The organism is Pseudomonas pudica (genome assembly GCF_015680405.1).
Taxonomy (GTDB): Bacteria; Pseudomonadota; Gammaproteobacteria; order Pseudomonadales; family Pseudomonadaceae; genus Aquipseudomonas; species Aquipseudomonas pudica.
On the sequence record NZ_JADLJS010000026.1, the window covers coordinates 1 to 24,772 of the forward strand.

The window sequence follows — 24,772 nt, forward strand, 5'->3', positions numbered from 1 at the left end:
GCTTTCAGGGCTAGCAAAGATTTTTTGGGCTTCTTCGGGCACGTATTCGACTACTGTTGGATGTGAATTGTTACCGGAGAGATAAAAAGGCAGTCGATTTTGCCCTGCTGGGTACACGGTCAGTTGCCATTTGTACTGTGCGTCCTCAGTACTGAAGTTTGGCAAGCTTATGTATAAATCGAGATAAAAACCTGCCGCGACAGCAGCGTCATCGCTGATGAAGGCTCTTGTTTGGTCTGGCGTGTGCGTACTATGAGTTGGTTGAAATCTTGTCTCAATTGAAGCACGCGCTTGAACTCCCAAGGCTGCCGCGTTCAGTGAGCCAATTGCGGTATCCAGATCTTGTGGATTTGTCCAGCGCCGATGTTCCTCTGGTGTTCCCCATCTACTGTGTCGGGACCAAAGCTCTAATAGTGAAGATTCTTGTTTTTTGGCATCCATCGCCAGCGTATAGGCTGCCAGGCCAAGGATAATTGTAAAGCCTAAGGGAGCGAGTAGCGAACTTGCGAATAATGCCGAGTAGATACCAGAGACAGTGGAAACTGCGGCAAGCACGGCCGCGCGAGCGTACTGGTTTGCAGAGGTGCTGTCCCCTTGGTTATTAGTTCTGGTGAGCGCATTCACGTATTGCACTGCATCCATGGCATTGGCGAGTGCAGTGATGGCGCCGCCATACTTGGCTAGGTTCTTTCCAAGTAAAGTTGTGGTTACCGTTCGCGGCCACGGTATCTTCGGTCGTACAAGTGTGACAGCAAGCCCTGCCGCTTCGACACTCACTCCCAACAACCCAAGCGAAGAAGACCAGATCGCCGCAAGCGCCTCCGGGTTGTTCTGATGCGTTTCTTGTAACGCTCGATAGTTCTTGCCAAGGCTATCCTGCTGGAACCATATGCCCCCCAAGGCAAGCAGCAGCTTCACGCTTTCGCTACTCGCTGCAGCATCCCGCAGGCTGCGCATCGCATCGCTTGCCAGGCTTTGCGCGGCCGTAGAACTGATCTTCAAACCACTCGTAACCTGCGCACGTAGCGTACCCGCACCAATCGCAACATTGCGTACCAGCGCCCCGACGCTACCGGCTGCACCCTCGCGCAACTGCACCAACCGCGCCTGCAAACTCTCGGCGCTTTCGAGCGTCCAGAGCATCACCTCGATCATCTGGCTACGGTTACCCGCTGCCGCAATATTGATCGCGCCACTCAGCACCATGGCTCGCACCTTGCGGCCCAGTGGGTCACGGAACTGCTTGTCTACCTGCTGCAGAAACGCATCGGTCCGCGCCTCCAGGGCTTCGTTGAGCAGGCTCATGTATTCGCCCACTGTCAGCGACACCCGCAGTGGCGTTACCTGCTGCCCCGCAAACAGGGCAAACGCCGAGCGATGCACATGGCCGATCAGGGTCTTGGTCCGTTCACTCAGGTGCTGGCTGAGCGCATTCCCGGCGCTGTTGGTCGCGGCCAGCAACTGGCCAACGGCATCCTGTATCGGCTTGATCATCAACAGCTGGCCGTCGGCGGTGCCGGCGATGCCCTTGATGATGTCGTACACCTTGCCGAAGTCATCCCCGGCCAGCGCGCTGGCCACCTGCTGCATCAGCTTCTGGTTCTTGGCCAGCAGTGCCTGGTAAAGCAGGCTGCGGTCGTCTTCCAGCAGCTGCTGCCAGATATGCTGGGTGATCCCGAGCGGCTGACCCTCCTGCGGCAGGGTTTCAGTGGGCCCGCCGGCCAGGCAGGCGGCCATCATCTGGATGAAGTACTCCACCGAAACAGGGGAGGTCGTGTCATAGTCGTAGTAGCCGATCTGCTGAAACGCCCGCTTGGCATAGTGCCGCGCATACAGATCGCCAACCTGGTCGATCATCGACTGCCAGTTTTTCAGTTCGCGGTCGTAATCGGCCTGGAACGCCGCGCGGGCGCTTTCGTCGTAACGCTCTTCCAGCCGCTCGCGGGCGTCCTGCTGTTTGCGCGCGATGTTGCGTTCGGTCTGCGCGTCGATGTCCACCGGAGGCAGATACGCCTTGGCCGCGATCGGGCTGTCGTTCCACTGCTCGACCTGCCGGGCTTGCCGCTGCGCGTCCTCGGCACCCTGCGCGGCAGCCATGGCAGCGTGCAGTTCGCGGATGCCCAGTAGTGCTTGCGAGGTGAAGTATTCGAAGTGCCGCTGCGGTTGCGCCCGCCATTCCTGCAGGGCCTGCACCCAGCCAGTGCGTTGCGCGTTGAGCTCCATGACCATGCCGACCGGGTCGGGCAGCGTCAGCGCCAGCAGGCCATTGGGCAGTTGTTCCTGCTGGATGACATTGCGCACATGCGTGCGGGTTTCATGCCAGCGGCCCAGGCGGCTGTAAAAGCCATGAGCGCTGGTGAACCTGGCAGAGGAAAAGGTAGAGAACTCCAGCACCTGTTCCAGGCCGAAGCGGAAGCTGTCGGTCATGGCGATGCCGAGGCTGGCAGGGTCGTTGCGTGCGGTGTTCAGGTCCACCTCGACGAAGCGGGCGAGGGTGCCCGGGTCACTGTCGACGATGCCTTGCCGATAGCGGTCGAGTACGGCACGGGGCCAGGGGTCGTTGGCGAAGGCGATCCAGGCCTTGCGGTAGAGCAGGGTATCGATGTTGATGAACGAGGCGATCACATCGTGGCCTTCGGTGGCGCATACCTTGGGTAACGACCTGGGTGGCCCCAAGGGCATCTGCGACACCGGAAAGCGCTGCAAGGTACCTTCCGCCGCTACCTCGAAGGCCTGCCAGATTTCCTGGTCGAGCAGTACGTAGACATAACCCTGGCGCAGGAGGCGCAACTGGTCGGTGTGCATCGGGTGGAAGATGATTTCGCTATCGTCTGCCAGGCGATAGGGGCGCCCTGTATCCGGGCGCGGGGCGTAGGCCTCGCGCAGCAGCAGAATTGGCAGGCCGGAGCGTCCGCAGGCGTTACAGGTGCCGTAGGTGTTGGGGATTTCTTCCTGCATGGCGATGTGGATGGTTTTGCTGATGCTCATCAGGAGTTCCTTTTCCAGTGATTTGACGCAACGGCCAAAACACTAGCGAGGAACGCCTTCGCGGGGGAGCAATGGGCTTCCTAAAACGTTGTAGGATTTTTCGCTTTAGTGCCCCTATAGCAGCGACCTTGCGTCGCGACGGGCTGCGCAGCAGCCCCAGGATCTTGCAGGCGATAAAGGCCTATTGCCCCAACATCTGCCGCACCAGCCACTGCCCCGCCGGCCCGAGCGCGCGCCGGCTCGACCATGCCACATCCATGTCAACCCGTCGCGGGTACCCGGCCACCTGCAGCTCCACCAGCCCACTGCCAAAGCGTGCCACCAGTGCCCTGGGCAGTTCGGCCCAGCCGAACCCGCGCACGGCGAACTCCAGCAGGGTGAGGTAGTCCGGTGCCGACCAGGCCTGGCCACGCCCCTGGTGCAAGCTTTGAGCATAGGTCTTCATATACAGCTGCCGGACGTTCTCCAGATGCTGCATCTGCACCTGGGGCAAAGCCGCCAACGGATGCCCGCTGGCCACGTACACACCAAACTCTGCCTGCTCGGGCAGGCGTGCCACGGCAACGTCAGCGGGGTAGCTGGGCTGGGTGGCGAGAATACCGACATGTGCCAGGCCCTGCTGGATCAGCTCGATCACGTCGGCATCTTCCGACGGGCCGCAGCGCAGCTCGGTATGCGGGTAGTGCTGGGCGAAGCGGGCCATCACCGCGCCCTGGAATGTCACGCTGTAGCTGTCCGACATCACCACCGAGACCAGTGCCTCGACGTTTTCAGCCAGCCGCACCGCCAGGGCATCGAGCTGGGCGCTGGCATCGAGAATCGCCTCGACATGGCTCAGCACCTGTCGCCCAGCCTCGTTCAGCGTGGGGTGACGGCCGCCACGCTCGAACAACGGGCAACCCACATCGGCCTCGAAATTGGCGATGGCGATGCTGATCGTCGACTGGCTTTTGCGCAACTTGCGCGCCGCAGCGGAAAACGAACCCAGCGATGCAGCTTCGACAAAGGCGACCAGAGCTTCGGGTGAGTAGCGCATGGTATTGATAAAATCGATGGTAGCTATATCGCGAGTATCAGTTCTATCAAAGAAAATAGGAAGCACGACTCACGCAAAGGATGGATTTTGCAATGAAAAACGTGTCTTTCACCGAGCGCCTGGTTCACGCCGTCGGTTATGAAGTGTTCGCCGTGCTGCTGTGTGCGCCGCTGCTGTCCTGGATCATGGGCAAGTCGCTGGCGACGGCGGGAGCGCTGGCGGTGACCCTGTCGGTGATCGCCATGCTGTGGAACATGGTCTACAACGCGCTGGTCGATCGCTACGTCCGCGGCGAGCGCATCCACTGGAAAGCCAGCGCACGCTTTGTGCACGGCCTGGGCTTCGAAGCCGGGCTGGTGGTGTGGTGTCTGCCGGTGGCGGCGTGGATGCTGGAGATTTCGTTGCTGCAGGCGTTCATGGTGGAGTTGGGCTTCTTCGTGATCATCCTGCCCTACACCGTGCTGTACAACTGGGCCTTCGACAAAGCCCGGCACCTGCTGATACAGCGTCGCCTTGCATGAGAACTACCTGCCTGCGCGGCCCCTCGATTTGTGCATTGTGCGGATATCCTGGGGCCGCTTCGCAGCCCTTTCGCGACACAAGGCCGCTCCTACAGGGACGGCGCAGGCTTCAGGCTTGCGCTTTACCTGTGGGAGCGGTTTCAGCCGCGAACACCGGCGCAGCCGGTGCCATCATAGTTGACCGCGTCAGCCAATAAAAAACGGGGCATGCCATCGCTGGCATGCCCCGTTTTTCAAGCCGCTAAAGCGTCTCAGGCAACCTTGACGATCCAGCCAGCCGGTGCTTCCACGTCACCGCTCTGAATACCGGTCAGCTCGTTGTAGAGCTTCTGGGTAACCGGGCCGACCTTTTCCAGGTCGTGGAACACGTGCAGTTTGCCGTTGTACTCGATGCCGCCGATCGGGGTGATCACCGCCGCGGTACCGCAGGCGCCGGCTTCGACGAAACGATCCAGCTTGTTGATTTCCACATCGCCTTCGATCACGGTCAGGCCCAGGCGCGATTGCGCCAGTTCCATCAGCGACAGGCGGGTGATGCCTGGCAGCACCGAAGCCGATTTCGGGGTGACGAACTCGTTGTTGGCGGTGATGCCGAAGAAGTTGGCCGAACCGACTTCCTCGATCTTGGTGTGGGTCAGCGGGTCGAGGTAGATGGCGTCGGCGAAGTTGGCTTTCTTCGCTTCTGCACCCGGCTGCAGGCTGGCGGCGTAGTTGCCACCGACCTTGGCCGCGCCAGTGCCTTGCGGGGCAGCGCGGTCGAAGCTGGAGATCTGGAAGTTGTGCGGCTTCATGCCGCCCTTGAAGTACGAGCCAACCGGGATGGCGAAGATCGAGAAGATGAACTCGGGGGCGGTGCGCACGCCAATGTTGTCACCGGTGCCAATCACGAACGGGCGCAGGTAGAGGGCGCCTTTACCGTGCGGAGGCACGAACTTCTCGTTGGCCTTGACCACTTGCTTGCACGCCTCGATGAACACATCGGTCGGCACCTGCGGCATCAGCAGGCGGGCGCAGCTGCGCTGCATGCGGGCGGCGTTCTGGTCCGGGCGGAACAGGTTGATCGAACCGTCCTTGCAACGGTAGGCCTTGAGGCCTTCGAAGCACTGCTGGCCGTAGTGCAGGGCGGTGGAGCCTTCACTGATGTGCAGTACGTTGTCTTCGGTCAGGGTGCCCTTGTCCCACTCGCCATTGCGCCATACGGACAGGTAGCGTTTGTCGGTCTTGATATAGTCGAAACCGAGCTTGTCCCAATTAATGCTTTCGTTGCTCATGACACCCTCATTGTCTTGCAAGTGCCCGATTGCTCGGGCTGCTGTTATATGCGCACCACGCCACCATAATACATCCGTGGCAGATCGGGAACGGCCAGTCACGAATTGATAGCCTGCAATGCATTTATTGCGGCGTTTACAGGTGCAGGTACTCGTCCAGCGCCAGCTGGTCGAGCAGTACCTGGTCGTGGGACGCCACCACCAGCGCCCCGCGAAACTGCCCGAGCATGTGTTCCAGTGCGGCCAGCGATGGCAGGTCCAGGTGGTTGCCGGGTTCGTCCAGCAATAACAGGTCGAGCGGCCGTTCGCGGTATAGCACGGCGGCCAGTGCCGCCTTCATCCGCTCACCCCCGCTGAGCAGGCTGCTGGGTAGTTCGATGCGGGCCGCATCCAGGCCCAGTTGCGCCAGGCGGCTGCGCAAGTCGCCCTGGGCCAGCGTCGGGTTTGCCTGGCGCAGGTGCTCGAGCACACTGGTATTGCCTGGCAGTGCGCTGCAGTGCTGGTCGAGCAGGGCGGTTTCCCCACTGAGGCGCAGGCTCTCGGTTGGTGCTGGTAACTCACCGTTCATCAGCCTGAGCAGGGTGGACTTGCCACTGCCATTGGCGCCTACCAGGCCCACCCGCTGGCCCAGGCACACGCGCAGGTTCAGTAGTTTGCGCGTCCCGCGTGGCAGGCGCAGCGCCTGCAGGGCCAGCACTTCGCGGCCTGGATGAAGCTGCGGCGTGGGTGCATGCAGGGTAATGGCGCTGTCCTGCTCGACTTCGCGGGCGGCGTCACGCACTTTGCCCTGCAGCGCCTGCCGGGCGTCGCGATGGTCGCGGCGCTGTTTGCCCGCAGTGGCCTGACTGCGCTCCTGCTGGCGGTCGATCAGGATCTTGGCCTGGTTGGCGTGCCTGGCATTGCGTCCGGCGCGGGCTTGATGACGTTCCAGGTCTTCGCGCTGACGCTGCAGTTCGCGCGCCTGGCGTTGCTGCTCCTGTTTCAGCCGGGCAAGTTGCTGTTGGGCCTGTGCTGTCTGGCTGGCTTTCTGGGCCGAATAGAAGGTGTAGTTGCCGCCATAGGCCCGCAAGCCCAGGCTGGACAATTCGACGATGCGCGTCATGTGCGCGAGCAGGCTGCGATCATGGCTGATCACCAGCAAACCCCGGTCCCAGGCTTCGATCATGCCCAATAGTTGGGCGCGGGCGTCGCTGTCCAGGTGATTGCTCGGTTCGTCGAGTATCAGGTAGTCCGCTTCGCTGAGCCAGGCGCCGACCAGCGCCACGCGCATGGCCTGACCACCGCTCAGGCTGTGGGCGGGCTGGTGCCAGTCGAGTTGGCCCAGGCCGTGGCGTTGCAGGTGCCCCTGCAATCGCTCGCGAATATCCCAACGTTCGCCGACGGCGTCGAAGTCACTGGGTGCGACACTGCCTTGCTCGATGCGCTCCAGCGCAGCGAGCACCGCGCCCACCTGGGCCAGGTCGGCGACCGTGGCGCTGTGCTCGATCACCTGCTGGTCCAGAAGATGGACGCGCCCAAGGCGCCGACACTGGCCGCTGCTTGGTTCGCGCTGGCCGGCAAGTATCTGCCCGAGCAGGCTCTTGCCCACACCGTTGCGCCCGACCAGGCCGGTGCGGCGTTGGTCGAAGGTTTCGCTGAGGTCGGTAAATAACAGCCTGCCGTCAGGCAAGGCCAGGGAGACGCTGTCCAGCGTCAGGATCGACGTGTTCGTCATGCACAACTCCACAAATGCCGCGACATCTCCGGAGCGAACCGGAGGCTGAAGACTGGCCGTCAAAGTGACGGCGGCATCAATGGCGCATTGGACGAATACCTCGTGACAGGGGAATGCGTAGCCTAACGGATAGAGGCATTGTTGTCGCGGGAAAACACATTCCGCGAGTGCGCCACGGACCCTGTGGGTGCGGGTTCACCCGCGAGACAGGCGACGCGGTGGATGGCACCGGCTTCGCCCGTGTTCGCGGGTAAACCCGCTCCCACATGGCCGGCGTCGCCCTTAAGGCGTGCACCGGACCTGCAGGGCCGCGCATGCCCCTGGCTCAGCGCCCCACCAAACGCCTGGTCCAATCGCCCCCGTGGCTCTGCTGGCACGCCTCTTCACTGTCAAACCGTACATGCCAGGCTGGATGATCCAGCTGAATGCCGGCCTGCTCCAGCGCAAGGCCCGTCAGCGCGAGCATGCGCATTTTGGCGTCGCCCGCCAAGGCGGCGGCCTTTTCGGCCTCTCGCTCGAATACCCAGGTAATACGCAGGCTGGCCGGAAAATCCTCGAGAGCCAGACGATGGGTAAGCCAGCTGAAACCGACGATCTCCGCCTTGGCGGTTTCGCAGGCTTCGGTCAGGCAAGCCACCAGCTCACGCTCCAGGCGTGCCATATCGCGCTTGTTCAGGGGTTTCACCGTGGGCCTCGCTGCTCAAAGCCACCACTCTAACGCAGTTGCGGCGCTTGTTGTCGGCCAGCCCGACAGCAATGGTTGACCACCCGCCAGCCACTGCGTAGCCTTGCCACTTCGAGGTTCTTCGGCCAGGCCGAAGCTAAGACGGGAACGCGGTACAAGCCGCGGCTGCCCCCGCAACTGTAAGCACCGACAACGGATCGACACAGCCACTGCGCCCGCGCGCGGGAAGGCGTCATCCCGCCAGCCTGCTGCACCAGCGGGCACATGGAACGGTGCGAGCCAGGAGACCTGCCTCGTCACGTTTTCGACTTTCAACCGGGCGGGGTGATCCGGTGGCGAACAAGCCCGGCCGGCCTGGCCTGCGGCTGTCGTCCTGCATGCCCGCGCCAATCTGCCAAGGGCAATGCGACATGAAAACACTGGCCAAGCTCCCCGTCACCATCGTCACCGGCTTCCTCGGCTCGGGCAAGACCACCTTGCTGCGCCACATGCTCGACAACGCCCAGGGCCGCCGCATTGCGGTGATCGTCAACGAGTTCGGCGAACTGGGCATCGACGGCGAAATCCTCAAGCAGTGCAGCATCGGTTGCACCGAAGAAGAAGCCACCGGTCGCGTCTACGAGCTGGCCAACGGCTGCCTGTGCTGCACCGTGCAGGAAGAGTTCTTCCCGGTGATGCGCGAGCTGGTGGCACGCCGTGGCGACCTGGACCATATCCTCATCGAAACCAGCGGCCTGGCCCTGCCCAAACCGCTGGTGCAAGCCTTCCAGTGGCCGGAAATCCGCAATGCCTGCACCGTCGACGCGGTGATCACGGTAGTCGACAGCCCGGCCGTGGCCGCCGGCACCTTCGCCGCCTACCCGGACCAGGTCGATGCCCAGCGCAAGCTCGACCCCAACCTGGACCACGAGTCGCCGCTGCACGAACTGTTCGCCGACCAGCTGGCCAGCGCCGACCTGGTGGTGCTGAACAAGGCCGACCTGATCGACGCCGAAGGCCTGGCCAAGGTCCGCGCCGAGGTGGCCGAAGAACTGCCGCCGGCGGTCAAGGTGATCGAAGCCAGCAGCGGCAAGCTGCCGCTGGAAGTGCTGCTGGGCGTGGGTGCCGAGTCCGAGGCGCACATCGATGGCCGCCGTACCCACCACGACTCGCACCATGACGGCGATGACCATGACGATCACGACCACGATGCCTTCGACTCCATCTCCATCGACCTGCCAGAAGCCGACGAAAGCCTGCTGCTTGACGCCCTGACCCAGTTGGTGGTGGAATTCGGCATCCTGCGCGCCAAAGGCTTCGCTGCCATCCCGGGCAAGCCGATGCGCTTGCTGGTACAGGGCGTGGGCACCCGTTTCGACAAGCACTTCGACCGCGCCTGGCGCGCCGACGAGCCGCGCATCACCCGCCTGGTGCTGATCGGCCAGGACCTCGACGCCGCCCAGCTGGAAGCGCGCCTGCGCCAGGCACTGGGCGCCTGACCCATGCACCTGCTGCGGACCCAGCCCGGCGGCTTCGTGCCGGATGACAGCATTGCCGACCTCGGCCAGACGCCCGCCGAGCTGGTGATTCTCTGCAGCGGCGATTCGCACCTGGCATTGCTCGCCGATACCGCCGAGCAATTGCCCGAGGATTACCCCAGCCTGCGCCTGGCCAACCCGATGCAGGTACAGAACCATGCTTCGGTCGACCTGTACGTCGACGAGGTGCTACGCCATGCCAAGGTCATCCTGGTGTCGCTGCACGGTGGCGTCGGCTACTGGCGCTATGGCGTCGAACGACTGGTCGAGCTGGCCGGTCGTGGTGTGCAGCTGATCCTGGTGCCGGGTGACGACCGCCCGGACCCGGAGCTGACCAGCCTGGGCAGTGTCAGCGGCGAGCAGGCCGAACGCCTTTGGCACTACTTGCGCCAGGGCGGCAAGGCGAACGCCATCAACCTGTTCAACTGCCTGGCCAGCCAGTGGCTGGGCCGCGACTATGCCTGGGACGAACCACAGCCTTTGCCGCGCACTGCCGTGTATCACCCGGCCAAGGGCAGCGCCACGCTGGAGGACTGGTACCCGCAGTGGCACCCCGAACAGCCAGTGGCGCCGCTGCTGTTCTACCGCTCGCACCTGCAGGCGGCCAACACCGCGTTCATCGATGTGTTCTGCCAGCGCCTGCAGGCCGCCGGGCTCAACCCGTTGCCGATCGCGGTGGCCAGCCTAAAGGAAAGCGCCTGCCTGGAGCAGGTCGAAGCCTGGCTGGACGAGGTGGGGGCCGAAGTGCTGGTCAACACCACCGGCTTTGCCCTGTCCAGCCCCGAACGCCCCAACCTGCGCCCGTTCCGTCGCGACATCCCGGTGCTGCAGGCCATCTGCGCACAAGACAACCAGCCCGGCTGGGAAGCCAGCGAGCAGGGCCTGGGGGCGCGTGACCTGGCCATGCACATTGCCTTGCCCGAACTGGACGGGCGCATCATCACCCGCCCGGTCAGTTTCAAGGACATGGCCTGGCGCAGCGAGCGCAGCCAGTCCGACGTGGTCTGCTACCGCGCCCACCCCGAGCGCATGGACTTTGTCGCCGAACTGGCCCGCCGCTGGGTCGAGCTGGCGCGCCTGCCGAATGCGCAAAAGCGCGTGGCCCTGGTGCTGGCCAACTACCCGACCCGGGATGGCCGCATTGGCAACGGCGTTGGCCTGGACACGCCAGCGGCGGCGCTGAACATTCTCAAGGCCCTGCAGGCCGAAGGCTATCCGCTGGCCGACTTGCCGGGCAGTGGCACGCAACTGATCCACCAGTTGCTCGGCGGCGTGACCAACGACCTCGACCATCTGGACCTGCGCCCCTGTGCGCAGAGCCTGAGCCTGGCCGACTACCAGGCCGCCTTCGAGCGCCTGCCAGAGGCCAACCGCCAGGCTGTGCTGGAGCGTTGGGGGCCGCCGCAGCAAGACCCGATGTACCGCAGTGGCCGGCTGATGGTGGCCGGCCTGCGCTTTGGCTTGACCTTCGTCGGCATTCAGCCGGCGCGGGGTTACCAGGTGGACCCCAGCGCGGTGTACCACGATCCGGACCTGGTGCCGCCGCACGGCTACCTGGCGTTTCACTTCTGGCTGCGCCATGCCTTTGCCGCCGACGCGGTGATCCATGTCGGCAAGCACGGCAACCTCGAATGGCTGCCCGGCAAGGGCGTCGGGTTGTCGGCGCAGTGCTGGCCGGACGCCTTGCTCGGCCCGCTGCCGAACATCTACCCGTTCATCGTCAACGACCCGGGCGAGGGTGCCCAGGCCAAGCGCCGCACCCAGGCGGTGATCATCGACCACCTGATGCCGCCGCTGACCCGTGCCGAAACCTATGGCCCGTTGCGCCACCTGGAGCAATTGGCCGACGAGTTCTACGAGGCCCAGCTGCTCGACCCGCGGCGCGCCCGCGAGTTGCAGCGCGACATTCTCGAACTGGTCAAGGCCAACCACATCGACCGCGAACTGCAACTGGAAGGCCAACTGGACGATGCCGCGGTGTGGTTGCCGCGCCTGGACACCTACCTGTGCGACCTGAAGGAATCGCAGATTCGCGATGGCCTGCATGTGTTCGGCCAGTCCCCGGAAGGCCGGCTGCGCCTGGATACCTTGCTGGCGCTGTCGCGGGTCGAGCGTGGCGACGGTCGCGGCGGCAATGCCAGCCTGCTGCGGGTTCTGGCCAAGGCGCTGGTGCCGGGTTTCGACCCGCTCGATTGCGAACTCGGCCAGCCGTGGCAGGGCGCACGCCCCGAGCAGTTGCAGGCCATGAGCAGCGAGCCCTGGCGCACCTGTGGCGATACCCGCGAACGCCTCGAACTGCTGGCGCTGCAGGTAATCGACCAGGCGCTGGGCGGCACCGCACAGTTGCCTGCCGAGAGCGAATGGCAGCCGGTGCACGATGTGGTGCAGGCGCTGCGCGAAGCGGTGGCACCCAGCCTGGACGCCTGCGGCAGCGCCGAAATGAATGGCCTGCTATCGGCGCTGGCCGGGCGTTTCGTGCCCGCCGGGCCCAGTGGCGCGCCCAGCCGTGGGCGCCTGGACGTGCTGCCTACCGGTCGCAACTTCTATACCGTGGATGTGCGCAACCTGCCTACCACCACCGCCTGGCGCCTGGGCTTCGCCTCGGCCAACCTGGTCCTCGAACGCCACCTGCAGGACCACGGCGATCACCTGCGCCAACTCGGCCTTTCGGTGTGGGGTACGGCAACCATGCGTACCGGCGGCGACGACATCGCCCAGGCCATGGCGCTGATGGGTGTGCGACCGGTATGGGCCACCGGCAGCCAGCGGGTCGACGATTTCGAGATCCTGCCGCTCAGCCTGCTCGACCGCCCGCGGGTTGACGTGACCTTGCGCGTTTCCGGCTTTTTCCGTGATGCCTTCGGCAACCTCATCCGCCTGTTCGATGCTGCAGTGCGGGCGGTGGCCGCGCTGGATGAACCGGACGATCTCAACCCCTTGGCCGCCCGCGTGCGTAGCGAGCGCGCCGCGCTGCAGGCGCAGGGCGTGGACGCCGAGCAGGCCGCGCGCCAGGCTGGCTGGCGGGTGTTCGGTGCCAAGCCCGGGGCCTACGGCGCCGGGGTGCAGAACGCCATCGATGGGCGCCTGTGGCACAGCCGCGACGACCTGGCCGAGGTCTACCTCAACCACGGCGGCTATGCCTACGGCGCCAGTGACGACGGTACCCCGGCCCGCGCCCAGTTCGCCCAGCGCCTGGCCAAGGTGCAGGCGGTGCTGCAGAACCAGGACAATCACGAACACGACCTGCTCGATTCCAACGACTACTACCAGTTCCAGGGTGGCATGCTGGCGGCGTCGGAAACCTTGTCCGGTGCGGCAGTGGCCAGTTACCACGGCGACCACAGCCAGGCCGACCGGCCGCGTATCCGTACCCTCAAGGAAGAGCTGAACCGGGTCATCCGCGCCCGGGCGCTGAACCCGAAGTGGATCGACGGGGTCAAGCGCCATGGCTACAAAGGCGCCTTCGAGATGGCGGCGACGGTCGACAACCTGTTCGCCTTCGACGCTACCACGCAGCTGATCGACGACCATCATTACCAGGCGCTGGCCGATGCCTACGTGCTCGACCCGGCGACCCGCGACTTCATGCGCGAGCACAACCCCGAGGCCCTGCGCGACCTTACCGAACGTTTGCTGGAGGCCCAGCAGCGCGGCCTGTGGCAGGCGCCTGGCGACTACCGCGAAGCCCTAGAGGAACAACTGCTCGACGGCGAGGAACAGGCTTGAAATGAGTGAACCCGTGCAATTTCCACTGGCAGCCGTGGTCGGTGCCGACGACCTTAAACTGGCGCTGTGCCTGACCGCCATCGACCCTAGGATCGGCGGCGTGCTGATCGAGGGGCCGCGTGGCATGGCCAAGAGTACCCTGGCCCGTGGCCTGGCCGACCTGCTCGGTGAGGGCCCGTTCGTCACCCTGCCACTGGGCGCCAGCGAAGAGCGGTTGGTCGGCACCCTCGACCTGGATGCCGCGCTGGGGCAGGGCAAGGCGCAGTTTTCCCCCGGGGTGCTGGCCCAGGCCGATGGCGGCGTGTTGTATGTCGATGAGGTCAACCTGCTGCCCGATACCCTGGTCGACCTGCTGCTCGACGTGGCGGCCAGTGGCACCAACCGCATCGAGCGCGACGGCATCTCGCACCGGCACAGTGCCCGCTTCGTACTGATCGGCACCATGAACCCGGAGGAGGGCGAACTGCGCCCGCAGTTGCTCGACCGCTTTGGCCTCAACGTGGCTCTGGAAGGCTTGCCCGAGCCTGAGGCGCGCCAGCAGATCATTCGCCGGCGCCTGGCCTTCGACAGCGACCCGCAGGCCTTCTGTGCGCAATGGGCCGAGGCCCAGGCGCAATTGCGCGAGCGCTGCCAGGCGGCGCGCCACGCCCTGGCGGACATTGCCCTGGACGACCAGGCGCTGGCCTGGATCACCGAACGCTGCTACGCCGCCGGGGTCGACGGCCTGCGCGCCGACCTGGTCTGGCTGCGCGCTGCACGCGCCCACTGCGCCTGGCGTGGCGGCGAGGCCATAGAGGAGGCCGATGTCGATGCAGTGGCCGAGTTCGCCTTGCGCCATCGCCGCCGTGTTACGCCCCAGGCCAACCCGCCTTCAGCTCCGCAGCAGCCTGAGCAACAGCCCGGCCGGCAAGGCGCGGGCAACCCTGGCGAACAGGGCGGGCAGGGCGACTGGGGGGCAATGCCGGCACAGCCGGTGGCCAACAGCGCCCGCCGCGAGGTGCCGAACTGGGCAAAAAAGCCCTGAGCATCCCCCAGCCACCTGCCAAAGGGGTGGATGCCAAAGCAGGCGCAGGTAAGCAGTACGGTGCCAGCCGAGGCCGGGCGCGCAATGCCGCGGCCGGTCGGGTGGCCTGGCTGCCGACCCTGCTCAAGGGCCGGCCACGCCAGCGCCAGGACCTGTGCTGGCAGCAACGCCAGGCCAGGCCCGCAGAGCTGTGGCTGATAATCGTCGATGCGTCGGCCTCGACCCGCCGCCACCAGGCGCTTACACAAACCAAAGGGCTGCTGGCGGCGCTGTTCGATCACGCCTACCGCCAGCGGGCCCGGCTGGCCCTGGTTACCGCCAGCGGGCGTACGCCGCAGTGGCAGCGCCACGGCCTGAAGGCCTCGGCCGCCTTGCAACCGTGGCTGCAAGCCTTGGGGGCCGGTGGCGGCACGCCGTTGATCGCTGCACTGGAAGAGGCCCGGCAATGGTTGCAGGCGCGGCGACGAGCCCACCCCGAAGAAGCGCTACGCTGCCTGGTGTTTACCGACGGTCGTCTGCAGCACTGGAATACCGTGCAGCCGATGCCGTGTGCCACTCTGCTGGTAGATATGGAACTGGCACCAGTGCGCCTGGGGCGTGCGCAGCGTCTGGCGCAACAACTTCAGGCTGATTACCAGCATCTGCAACAGTTCAGTTTGGTGGATTGAAAAGTATCGGTGCGACACTATGTCGCAATAAGAAAAGTTGCCAGAACAGCAACCCGGAAGTTGTACAAGTGCGTGGCGATGCACGCACTTGGTTTGCCGGCCGATATTATTTCGGCATCGACCACGGTTGCAGGTCGTAACCTTTCTCGCACAACTCGGCGCGCACTTCCTCGATCAGGCTGGCCCACTGGGCCGGGTCGGAGTAGATACGCGAGGACACTTGCTTGCTGCCGATGCGGGTGCTGGTCCGGTCGATCACTGCCAGGCTCAGTTCACCAGTACCGTTGGGTGCATCCCAGGCTACGCACTGGAAAGGTTCGAAGGCGTGGTCGGCAATCAGCAGTGCTTCGTTGACACGGAGCGGGGCATTCATGGTTCGGTCTCTCTATGGTCCCAAACATTCAGGTAAGTCCGCGTTGCTTCAAAGTCGCCTCGGTTATCGCGAAGTGCAGCGCGGGGTTATGTGTACTGATGCTCGTTGTCCGGGGGCGAGTCACACATTGGTTGAAAAAAAATTTGCCAGGTTCGAATCCGTTCTTGCCCACGCCGCCATGTGATGTCGATAAAGTGCGAAAATTCCCGTCATTGATTGTAAAAAAATGATTCGGCAGACAGACGGTACTGGGAACCGTCAACTTCGTTGCTACTGTTAATCGGGCGCCACAACTTACTGTTTTATTTCAAAAAACCGAAAACTGGCGCCAAGGATCGGTCATGCAGCAGCCTGCCGCCCAACGCCGTTTGCTCATCGTCGACCCCTGCGATGACTGCCACCGTTTGTTGCCTGGATTGTCTAGCGCAGGCTGGGATGTACACAGCTGCATGCTCGGAACCGCGCTGGATCATCCCTGCGATGTGGGCCTGCTGCGCTTGCAGGCGTCACATCTCAGGCGCCCGGACGGGGTCAAGGACTTGATCAAGCGCAGCAACACCGAATGGATTGCGGTGCTCAGCGCCGAACAGCTGCGCATGCCGGCCGTCGGCGATTTTGTCTGTGAATGGTTCTTCGACTTCCACACCTTGCCGTTCGACGTTTCCCGCGTGCTGGTCACCCTGGGCCGGGCCTTCGGCATGGCGCGCTTGCGCGGCAAAGGGGTGGCGAGGGTGGATGAAACCAGCCACGAGCTGCTCGGTGACAGCCGCCCGATCCGCGAGCTGCGCAAACTGCTGGGCAAATTGGCGCCTACCGAGTCGCCGGTGTTGATCCGCGGCGAAAGCGGCACTGGCAAGGAACTGGTGGCCCGCACCCTGCATCGCCAGTCGCAACGCAGCGAGCAGCCGTTCATTGCGATCAACTGCGGAGCGATCCCCGAGCACCTGATCCAGTCGGAACTGTTCGGCCATGAAAAGGGCGCTTTCACTGGTGCCCATCAGCGCAAGGCCGGGCGCATCGAAGCGGCCCATGGCGGCACGCTGTTCCTCGATGAAATTGGCGACCTGCCGCTGGAGTTGCAGGCCAACTTGCTGCGTTTTCTGCAGGAAAAGCACATCGAGCGTGTGGGTGGCAGCCAGCCGATCCCGGTGGATGTGCGGGTGCTGGCGGCTACCCATGTGGACCTGGAAAGGGCCATCGAGCAAGGGCGCTTTCGCGAAGACCTGTATTACCGCCTGAACGTGTTGCAGGTAGTGACCGCGCCTTTGCGCGACCGGCATGGCGACCTGTCGATGCTGGCCAGCCATTTTGCCCATTACTACAGCCTGGAAACCGGGCGTCGACCGCGTTCGTTCAGCGACCATGCCCTGGCGGCCATGGGCCGGCATGACTGGCCCGGCAATGTCCGCGAATTGGCCAACCGTGTGCGGCGCGGGCTGGTGCTGGCCGAGGGCCGGCAAATCGAGGCGCAGGACCTGGGGTTGCAGACCCTCGACCAGGTGCAGCAACCGCTGGGCACGCTGGAAGAGTACAAGCACCGGGCCGAGCGCCAGGCGCTGTGCGATGTACTCAGCCGGCACAGTGACAACCTGAGCGTGGCGGCCAAGGTGCTAGGTATATCGCGGCCTACGTTCTATCGGTTGCTGCACAAGCACCAGATTCGCTGAGCAGTGGATGGCACCGGCTACGCTGGTGTTCGCGGGTAAACCCGCTCCCACAGGTACTGTATCGACCGTGACGCTGGCGCAGTACCTGTGGGTGGGGCTGCCCGCGAACAGGCTATCGATCAATGCGGCCCGCGCGGAATGGTCTTCAGCAGGTCTTCCGGGCTGATGTGCCCCACCACCTGGGCCACCGCGCTGCCCGGGGTCGGCAGGTCGATGATGTGGCTTTTCATCTTGCCGATCACGTGCATTTCGCACGGCTTGCAGTCGAACTTGAGGGTAAGCACTTCATCACCCTGAATCAGCTGCATCGGTGCCACCTTGGTGCGCACGCCGGTCACGCCCTTGGCCTGCTTGGGGCACAGGTTGAAGGAGAAGCGCAGGCAGTGCTTGGTGATCATCACCGGCACTTCGCCATGCTCTTCATGGGCCTCGTAGGCCGCATCGATCAGCTGCACGCCGTGGCGGTGGTAGAAGTCGCGGGCCTTCTGGTTGTACACGTTGGCCAGGAACGACAGGTGCGACTCCGGGTAAACCGGCGGTGGCGTGGTCTCGGCCTTGCGCCCGCCACGCGGGTGCGCCTGAACCCGTGCATCAGTCAGCGCCTCGATGGCTTCGCGGCGCAGGGCCTTGAGCTGCGAGTTGGGGACGAAGTACGCCTGCGGGGCGTCCAGCTCGATGCTGTCGGCGTGGTACATGGTGGTACCCAGCTGGCCGAGCAGATCGTGCAACTGCTCCAGCGCCTGTTGCGGCTTGTTGGCCGGGCCGAACGGGCCGTCCAGTGCCACTTGTGCGCTCACGCCTTCCTCGCTGGTGACGGTCAACGCCAGGCGTTGCTCGCGCAGTACCGCGTGCCATTGCACGCCGACCCGGCGCTCGGCCGAGGTGCGTTGCAGGGCCTGCTGCCAGTTGTGGTCGAGGTTGCGCGACAGCGGGTGGTTGGGCCGCAGCTTGTGCAGGCCTTCGGGCATTTCGTTGGGCTCGACGCGGTAGCGGTAGCGCTTCTCGCCGTCTTCCTCGAACTCCCCACGCGGTTCGGCGATGTTGGCGCGGAAGCCCACCACTTCGCGCTTGACCAGCACATTGAGGCCGTCGCCATTGGTCAGCGGCACCTCGGTGACTACCAGCATGTCACGCTTGCCGACCTTTTCCACCACGCCCACCGGCAGGCCGGTGAAGGTTGGCGAGTCGAAGGCGCCGATGTCGACCTTGCGGTCGGTGACGAAGTAGTCGGTGCTGCCGCGGTGGAAGGTCTTGTCCGGGTCGGGCACGAAGAAATGTTTGGTGCGACCGCTGGAGGCGCGGGCCAGCTCCGGGCGGCCTTCGAGGATGGCGTCGAGTTCCTTGCGGTAGTGGGCGGTGATGTTCTTCACATAGGCCACGTCCTTGTAGCGGCCTTCGATCTTGAACGAGCGTACGCCGGCATCGACCAGGTCAGCCAGGTTGGCGGTCTGGTTGTTGTCCTTCATCGACAGCAGGTGCTTCTCGAACGCGACCACCCGGCCCTGGTCATCCTTCAGGGTGTAGGGCAGGCGGCAGGCTTGCGAGCAGTCGCCACGGTTGGCGCTGCGGCCGGTCTGCGCATGGGAAATGTTGCACTGGCCGGAGAAGGCCACGCACAGCGCACCGTGGATGAAGAACTCGATGGCAGCGTCGGTTTCTGCGGCGATGGCGCGGATCTGCTGCAGGTTCAGTTCACGCGCCAGCACCAGCTGGGAGAAACCGGCCTGATCGAGGAACCTGGCCCGTTCCAGGGTGCGGATGTCGGTCTGGGTGCTGGCGTGCAGCTCGATCGGCGGGATGTCCAGCTCCATCACCCCCAGGTCTTGCACGATCAATGCGTCGACACCGGCGTCGTACAGCTGGTGGATCAGCTTGCGCGCGGGCTCCAGCTCGTTGTCGTGAAGGATGGTGTTGATGGTGGTGAACACGCGTGCATGGTAGCGATGGGCGAACTCGACCAGTTCGGCGATATCGCTGACTTCGTTGCAGGCGTTATGGCGCGCGCCGAAGCTCGGGCCACCGATGTAGATGGCGTCGGCGCCGTGCAGGATCGCTTCGCGGGCGATGGCCACGTCACGGGCAGGGCTGAGCAGTTCCAGGTGATTCTTTGGAAGGGACATGTCGTTATAGGTTCGGGCTGTCACGGTTTAGGCGGGCATTGTAGCGGCGAAACGGGCTGGCGGCATCATCGGGGTGCCGAGAGGTGTACTGCCTGCACCGGCCCTATCGCCGGCAAGCCAACTCCCACAGGTACTGCACTGGCCTGAGGGCAGCGCTCTCAAGACACAAGCTGGCTTGCCGGCGATAAGGCCCTTGGAGGTGAATCAGCGCTTGGCGGCCATTGCGGTCACTTCCACGCGCATGCCTTCGACCGCCAGTGCAGCCACACCCACGGCAGCGCGTACCGGCCAGGGCTTGCTGAAGAAGCGCTGGTAAACCTCGTTGAATGCCGCGCGGTCGGCCATGTCGGTGAGGTAGATGGTCAGGTGCAGCACGCGGTCCATGCCGCTGCCGGCCTTCTCCAGCGCCACTTTCAGTGCCTGCAGGGTGCACTCGCTCTGCTCGACGATGCCGCCCAGTTCCAGGCTGCCATCGGCGTGGGTCGGGATCTGCGTGGTGACCAGCACGCCGTTGTATTCGGCGACGTCGGAGGAAATCGACTCGGCGTCCGGGTCCGGGGTGTAGATGATGTCTGCTTGTGCCATTGTGTGTTTTGCCTTGCTACGGAAGGAAAGCGGCAAGCCTACGCGAGCGCGCTGGCCCGGTCGAGGGCACCCCGGAGTTTGAAATGCGCGGCGTTCGCCGTCAGAATCGCGGCCGATTGCAAAGCAGGGGTTTACGTTGAACGAACAGACATTGTCCAGGCGCCTGGAGCGCGTGGCTGCACAAGTACCGCAAGGTGCACGCCTGGCAGACATCGGCTCGGACCATGGCTACCTTCCGGTGGCCTTGATGCTGCGCGGCGTACTGGACGCGGCGGTGGCGGGCGAGGTGGCGCAGACGCCGTTCGCCTCGGCCCAGCGCAACGTGCGCAGGAACGGCCTTGAAGGGCGGGTCAGCGTACGCCTGGCCAATGGCCTGGCAGCGGTCGAGCCGGAAGACCGCATTTCGGTGATCAGCATCTGCGGCATGGGTGGCGACACCATGTGCGAGATCCTCGAGGCCGGCAAGCAGCGCCTGGCTGGCGTCACCCGCCTGGTGCTGCAGCCCAATGGCGCCGAGCGCGAACTGCGCCAGTGGCTGATGGGCAATGGCTACCGGATCGTCAGCGAAGAACTGCTGCGGGAAAACCGCTTCGACTACGAGATCATCGTCGCCGAGCCGGGCGGGGCAGCGTACAGCGCTGAACAGCTGTATTTCGGCCCGGTGCTGGTGCAGGAGAAAAGCGAGGCGTTCCTGGTCAAGTGGCGGCGCATGCTGCGGCAGAAGCAACAGACCCTGGCCAACTTCGAGCGGGCCCGCGGTGCGGTGCCTCAGGCGAAAATCGACGACTTCAGGCAACAGGTCGGCTGGATCACCGAGGTGCTGGCCTGACTCACTGCTGCGAGCAGTTGCCCATTTCCCGGTAGTCGATTTCGTGTTTCTGGCCCTGATGGTCGACATACACCATGTGCGCGGTACCAACCTGGCAGTCGGCGGCGTTGGTGGCCGGGGTGATGGAGATGACCTTGGCCACGTCCAGCGGCATGCCGTATTCATAATTGCTGCTGCTGACCGGCTGGTTGCTGCCGGTGTCGGCAAAGGCACCGAACGAGGCGAGAGTAGCGGCAACGGCAAGGACAGCGATCGAACGTTTCATGGCAGGCTCCTTTTTTCAATGTATGGCTAATGATCCATTCATTGGTCATCCACAATAAATGGGCTAACTCGTGATAGATTCCTGCCTGTAACGCAAGAATAAGACCGAACAAGGAGCACACCTTCATGGACATGCTGCATGCCATGCGTACCTTCGCCCGTGTGGTGGAATGCGGCAGCTTCGCTGCGGCCGCCAATGCCCTGGACATTTCCGCGGCTCAGGTTTCGCGCATCGTTGCCGAGCTGGAAAACCAGCTGCAGACCCGCCTGCTGCACCGCACCACGCGGCGTTTGCGCATGAGCGAGGCAGGCGAGCGGTTTCTCGAGCGCTCGCGGCAGATCCTGTTGCTGACCGAAGAGGCGGTGGGCGAAGCCCGTGGCGCGCACCTCACGCCCCGCGGCCACCTGCGCTTGCATTGCCCGCACGGCATGGGCCTGTTGCTGATGCCGCTGGTGGCCGGCTACAACGCACTGTGCCCGGAGGTGGTGATCGAGCTGACCCTGTCCCAGCGCAACCCCGACCCGCTGGCCGAAGGGCATGACGTGGTGATTACCGTGGACGGTGCGTTGCCGGATTCGCAGCTGATCGCCGTGCCGCTGGGCAACATTTTCAGCATCCCCTGCGCGGCCCCGAGCTACCTGATGGCCCATGGCGTGCCAGAGCGCCCGGAAGACCTGCATCAGCACCGTTGCCTGCGCATGGCTTATCCGATGTACGAAGGTGACTGGGTGTTCCCGCAAGGGGTGGACCAGTGCGTGATCGCACCGAGCGACAGTTTTTCCACCAACGTCGCCGACGCCATGCTGGTGGCCAGCGAGCTGGGCATGGGCATTGGTCTGCTTCCGTTCTACACCGCCAGCCAGGCGATCGAGCAGGGGCGGTTGTGCCGGTTGCTGGCGCCGTATCGCCTGCGCGAGAGCGCGCTGTACGCGATCTACCCGTCACGGCACTACCTGGATGCCAAGGTGCGTACCTGGATCGACTACCTCAAGGAGCAACTGCCGGCGCTGTTCGAGGGGCATGCCAGGGTGGTGGATGATTCGCGGTATTGGCGTTGAAGCATTGATCTGGTTTTTTTGGCAACTTCTCGCACTGCCTGTACTGGCCCTATCGCCAGCAAGCCGGCTCCCACAAGGTACTCCACAGGTTGCGAAGGTGGTGCAGTGCCTGTGGGAGCTGGCTTGCCGGCGATAGGGCCGCACAGCGGCTTCTGTATCCCGTCTGATTACAGCGGATAGTGCTTCAACTCCCGCGCAATCAGCATCCGCTGGATCTCGCTAGACCCTTCATAGATCTGCGTGATCCGCGCATCGCGGTAGTAGCGCTCCACCGGGTAATCCTCCAGGTAGCCATAGCCGCCATGCACCTGGATCGCCATCGAGCACACCCGCTCGGCCATTTCCGAAGCGAACAGCTTGGCCTGCGAGGCCTCCGACAGGCACGGCTTGCCGGCGCTGCGCAGGCGTGCGGCATGCAGGATCAGCAAGCGCGCGGCATTCACCTGCACCTGCATGTCGGCCAGCAGGTTGGCGATGCTCTGGTGTTCGTTGATCGGCTTGCCGAACTGCACCCGTTCACGCGAGTAGACCAATGCCGCCTCGAACGCGGCGCGGGCAATGCCCAGTGCCTGGGCAGCAATGCCGATACGGCCGCCCTCAAGGTTGGACAGGGCGATGGCCAGGCCCTTGCCACGCTCACCGAGGATGTTGGCGGCAGGGATGCGGCAGTTGTCGAAGGTGACCGCGCAGGTGTCGGAGGCGCGGATGCCCATCTTGTGCTCGCTGCGATCGACCTTGAAGCCCGGGTTGTCGGTGGGCACCAGGAACGCCGACAGGCCCTTTTTGCCCAGCTCCGGGTCGGTCACCGCGAAGACGATGGCCAACCCGGCGCGGCGGGCGTTGCTGACGAACTGCTTGGCGCCGTTGATCACCCACTGGCCATCCACCAGCTCGGCGCGGGTGCGCAGGTTGTGCGCCTCGGAACCGGCCTGTGGCTCGGTCAGGCAGAAGCAGCCGATCACCTCGCCGGTGGCCAGGCGTGGCAGCCACTGCTGTTGCTGTTCTGCCGTGCCGTAGGCCAGCAGCGGGCCGCAGCCCACCGAGTTGTGGATGCTCATCATCGCTCCGGTGGCGCCGCAGCCGGCGGCGATTTCTTCCACCGCCAGGGCGTAGGCGACGTAGTCGGTGTAGCTGCCGCCGAAGTCTTCCGGCACCACCATGCCCAGCAGGCCCAGTTCGCCCATCTTGCGCACCACGCCATCGTCGATCCAGCCGGCCTTTTCCCAAGCCTGTGCATGCGGGGCGATCTCGCCACGGGCAAAGTCCCGGGCCATGTCGCGGATCATGATCTGTTCTTCGCTCAGTTCCAGGTCTTGCATCTGTGTACTCCCGGGCTCACAGGCCTTCGAAGAATTGGTCGACCCGCTGGCGTTGCAGTGCGGCCAGGGTCGGCGGGTTCCAGCGTGGCTGTTTGTCCTTGTCGATGATCAGCGCGCGCACGCCTTCGATGATGTCGCCGTGCTGGAACCACTGGCGGTCCAGGTGCAGCTCCATGGCAAAGCAGTCGTCAAGGCCCAGCTGGCGACCCCGGCGCAGCATCTCCAGAGTAACCGCCATGGCCAGCGGCGAGCGGCTTTCCAGCTGGTCGGCGGTGGCCACGGCCCAGGCGTGGCTGTCGCCAATGCTCACCGCACGCAGTTGCTCGACGATGGCAGGCACGTCCGGCAGAGCGAAGAAGTGGTCGATGACCGGTCGCAGTTTTTCCAGCGGCGCATCGGCGAGCACCTGGGTGCCGAGCCTGGCCAGCAGGTTTTGCAGGTCCTTGAGGGGGTGGTCGCCAAAGCGCAGCTGGTCCAGGCCCTGGTCGAGGGCTGCCAGCTGGTCGCTGGCCAGGTACCAGTCGGCCAGGCCGCAGTACAGTGCATCGGCTGCCTGGATCTGCGTGCCGCTGACACCCAGGTAGGTGCCCAGTTCGCCGGGGATGCGCGACAGGAAGTAGCTGCCACCCACATCCGGGAAGTAGCCGATAGCCACTTCGGGCATGCCCAGGCGGCTGCGTTCGGTGACCACGCGCAGGTCGCAGCCCTGGGCCAGGCCCATGCCGCCACCGAGGGTGAAGCCGTCCATCAGCACCAGCACCGGCTTGCGGTAGCGGTGGATGGCCAGGTCAAGGGCGTATTCCTCGACGAAGAAGGTTTCATGCAACGTTTCGCCGGCCTTGAAGCTGTCGTGCAGCGAACGGATATCGCCACCGGCGCAGAAGCCCTTTGGGCCCTCGCCACGCAGTACCACGGCGCGAACGTGCGGATCATCGGCCCACATGTCGAGGTGCTGGCGCAGGCTGCGGACCATGTCCAGGGTCAGGGCATTGAGGCCGGCGGGGCGGTTCAGGGTCAGGTGGCCGACCTGGTTGCGGACCTCGGCCAGCACATGGTCTGTTGCCGAGGTATGAGCGTGCGCAGTCATTGCGTTCTCCCTGCTTTGTTATTGATTTTCCAAGTGAAGTCTGGAGTTCGCTGGAGGATCGCAGGATCCTGTCATGCGAATTTGCCTTGCACAATCGACAAATCTGCAGGGGGATTCTGCATTTTTGTCTTGTGGGGCGATAACGCCACTCTAGCAAGGTTTCAGGTTGGCCGGGCTGGCCCTATCGCCGGCAAGCCAGCTCCCACAGATACCGCACAACCTTCAAGGCCTGCGCTGTACCTGTGGGAGCTGGCTTGCCTGCGATAGGGTCATGAGCGACAGCGCATATGCTAAATCGTTACCCTGACCGTAACGATCA

The 24,772-nt window shown here is 64.2% G+C and carries 19 protein-coding genes and 1 riboswitch; of the genes, 8 read left to right on the forward strand and 11 right to left on the reverse strand.

The genetic code is table 11. From position 1 onward, the window contains the following. Together IRZ77_RS17725 and IRZ77_RS17730 are read right to left on the reverse strand one after the other, a co-directional pair. Window positions 1-2,988 (reverse strand): T6SS effector BTH_I2691 family protein (locus IRZ77_RS17725; RefSeq protein ID WP_196174028.1); only part of this gene is annotated, 2,988 nt, incomplete at its 3' end. Between the two features lie 181 nt (window positions 2,989-3,169). Beyond that, a complete protein-coding gene (locus IRZ77_RS17730) occupies window positions 3,170-4,024 on the reverse strand; it encodes a LysR family transcriptional regulator (protein WP_196174029.1) in 855 nt (284 codons plus the stop codon). A 92-nt stretch (window positions 4,025-4,116) separates the two neighbouring features. Between IRZ77_RS17730 and IRZ77_RS17735 the strand changes: the two genes are divergently transcribed. After that, the gene (locus IRZ77_RS17735) at window positions 4,117-4,545 is read left to right on the forward strand and encodes a multidrug/biocide efflux PACE transporter (protein ID WP_046614379.1); all 429 of its coding nucleotides are present in this window, start codon (window positions 4,117-4,119) and stop codon (window positions 4,543-4,545) included. A gap of 251 nt (window positions 4,546-4,796) precedes the next feature. On the opposite strand, the gene IRZ77_RS17740 is transcribed toward IRZ77_RS17735, so the two are convergent. The 3 genes from IRZ77_RS17740 to IRZ77_RS17750 all read right to left on the reverse strand — a co-directional run bounded on the left by IRZ77_RS17740 (window position 4,797) and on the right by IRZ77_RS17750 (window position 8,215). Continuing rightward, entirely contained in the window at window positions 4,797-5,816 is a 1,020-nt protein-coding gene (locus tag IRZ77_RS17740; protein ID WP_046614378.1) for a branched-chain amino acid aminotransferase, read from the reverse strand. A 136-nt stretch (window positions 5,817-5,952) separates the two neighbouring features. Beyond that, window positions 5,953-7,530 carry an ATP-binding cassette domain-containing protein gene (locus IRZ77_RS17745; protein ID WP_108481645.1) on the reverse strand — a complete coding sequence of 526 codons (1,578 nt, stop codon included), beginning with the start codon at window positions 7,528-7,530 and terminating at the stop codon, window positions 5,953-5,955. 325 nt (window positions 7,531-7,855) lie between these two features. After that, window positions 7,856-8,215 (reverse strand): hypothetical protein, encoded by a 360-nt coding sequence (locus IRZ77_RS17750; RefSeq protein ID WP_108481646.1) that lies wholly within the window; start codon window positions 8,213-8,215, stop codon window positions 7,856-7,858. Between the two features lie 97 nt (window positions 8,216-8,312). Further along, window positions 8,313-8,525, forward strand: a riboswitch (cobalamin riboswitch). A 100-nt stretch (window positions 8,526-8,625) separates the two neighbouring features. Between IRZ77_RS17750 and cobW the strand changes: the two genes are divergently transcribed. From cobW to IRZ77_RS17770, 4 genes are all read left to right on the forward strand, one after another. Next, on the forward strand, window positions 8,626-9,693 hold the full coding sequence (gene cobW, locus IRZ77_RS17755; RefSeq protein WP_085602303.1) for a cobalamin biosynthesis protein CobW: 1,068 nt from the start codon (window positions 8,626-8,628) through the stop codon (window positions 9,691-9,693). 3 nt (window positions 9,694-9,696) lie between these two features. Further along, window positions 9,697-13,458 (forward strand): cobaltochelatase subunit CobN, encoded by a 3,762-nt coding sequence (gene cobN, locus IRZ77_RS17760; RefSeq protein ID WP_108481845.1) that lies wholly within the window; start codon window positions 9,697-9,699, stop codon window positions 13,456-13,458. 1 nt (window position 13,459) lies between these two features. Then, window positions 13,460-14,482, forward strand: a complete 1,023-nt coding sequence (locus tag IRZ77_RS17765) for an ATP-binding protein (protein ID WP_108481844.1) — start codon at window positions 13,460-13,462, stop codon at window positions 14,480-14,482. A 101-nt stretch (window positions 14,483-14,583) separates the two neighbouring features. Next, the gene (locus IRZ77_RS17770; protein ID WP_108481847.1) at window positions 14,584-15,150 is read left to right on the forward strand and encodes a vWA domain-containing protein; all 567 of its coding nucleotides are present in this window, start codon (window positions 14,584-14,586) and stop codon (window positions 15,148-15,150) included. 106 nt (window positions 15,151-15,256) lie between these two features. On the opposite strand, the gene IRZ77_RS17775 is transcribed toward IRZ77_RS17770, so the two are convergent. Then, window positions 15,257-15,523, reverse strand: coding sequence for a hypothetical protein (locus tag IRZ77_RS17775; protein ID WP_013972506.1), 267 nt, complete (start codon window positions 15,521-15,523; stop codon window positions 15,257-15,259). 341 nt (window positions 15,524-15,864) lie between these two features. Between IRZ77_RS17775 and IRZ77_RS17780 the strand changes: the two genes are divergently transcribed. Continuing rightward, on the forward strand, window positions 15,865-17,190 hold the full coding sequence (locus tag IRZ77_RS17780) for a sigma-54 dependent transcriptional regulator (protein WP_108481843.1): 1,326 nt from the start codon (window positions 15,865-15,867) through the stop codon (window positions 17,188-17,190). Between the two features lie 119 nt (window positions 17,191-17,309). Here the strand turns inward: IRZ77_RS17780 and IRZ77_RS17785 are convergent, their stop codons facing one another. After that, window positions 17,310-19,310, reverse strand: coding sequence for a peptidase U32 family protein (locus tag IRZ77_RS17785; protein WP_196174030.1), 2,001 nt, complete (start codon window positions 19,308-19,310; stop codon window positions 17,310-17,312). A 204-nt stretch (window positions 19,311-19,514) separates the two neighbouring features. Further along, a complete protein-coding gene (locus IRZ77_RS17790; RefSeq protein WP_046614370.1) occupies window positions 19,515-19,895 on the reverse strand; it encodes a RidA family protein in 381 nt (126 codons plus the stop codon). 136 nt (window positions 19,896-20,031) lie between these two features. Between IRZ77_RS17790 and IRZ77_RS17795 the strand changes: the two genes are divergently transcribed. Continuing rightward, complete coding sequence (locus IRZ77_RS17795; protein WP_046614369.1) at window positions 20,032-20,724, forward strand: tRNA (adenine(22)-N(1))-methyltransferase; 693 nt, start codon at window positions 20,032-20,034, stop codon at window positions 20,722-20,724. Between the two features lies 1 nt (window position 20,725). On the opposite strand, the gene IRZ77_RS17800 is transcribed toward IRZ77_RS17795, so the two are convergent. Next, window positions 20,726-20,989 carry a DUF2790 domain-containing protein gene (locus tag IRZ77_RS17800; RefSeq protein ID WP_085602298.1) on the reverse strand — a complete coding sequence of 88 codons (264 nt, stop codon included), beginning with the start codon at window positions 20,987-20,989 and terminating at the stop codon, window positions 20,726-20,728. 125 nt (window positions 20,990-21,114) lie between these two features. Here IRZ77_RS17800 and IRZ77_RS17805 point away from each other — a divergent pair, with 125 nt between their 5' ends. Then, entirely contained in the window at window positions 21,115-22,047 is a 933-nt protein-coding gene (locus tag IRZ77_RS17805) for a LysR family transcriptional regulator (RefSeq protein WP_046614367.1), read from the forward strand. 167 nt (window positions 22,048-22,214) lie between these two features. Here the strand turns inward: IRZ77_RS17805 and IRZ77_RS17810 are convergent, their stop codons facing one another. After that, window positions 22,215-23,366, reverse strand: coding sequence for an acyl-CoA dehydrogenase family protein (locus tag IRZ77_RS17810; RefSeq protein WP_196174031.1), 1,152 nt, complete (start codon window positions 23,364-23,366; stop codon window positions 22,215-22,217). Between the two features lie 16 nt (window positions 23,367-23,382). Then, window positions 23,383-24,453, reverse strand: coding sequence for an enoyl-CoA hydratase/isomerase family protein (locus tag IRZ77_RS17815; RefSeq protein ID WP_196174032.1), 1,071 nt, complete (start codon window positions 24,451-24,453; stop codon window positions 23,383-23,385). Window positions 24,454-24,772 lie beyond the last annotated feature (319 nt).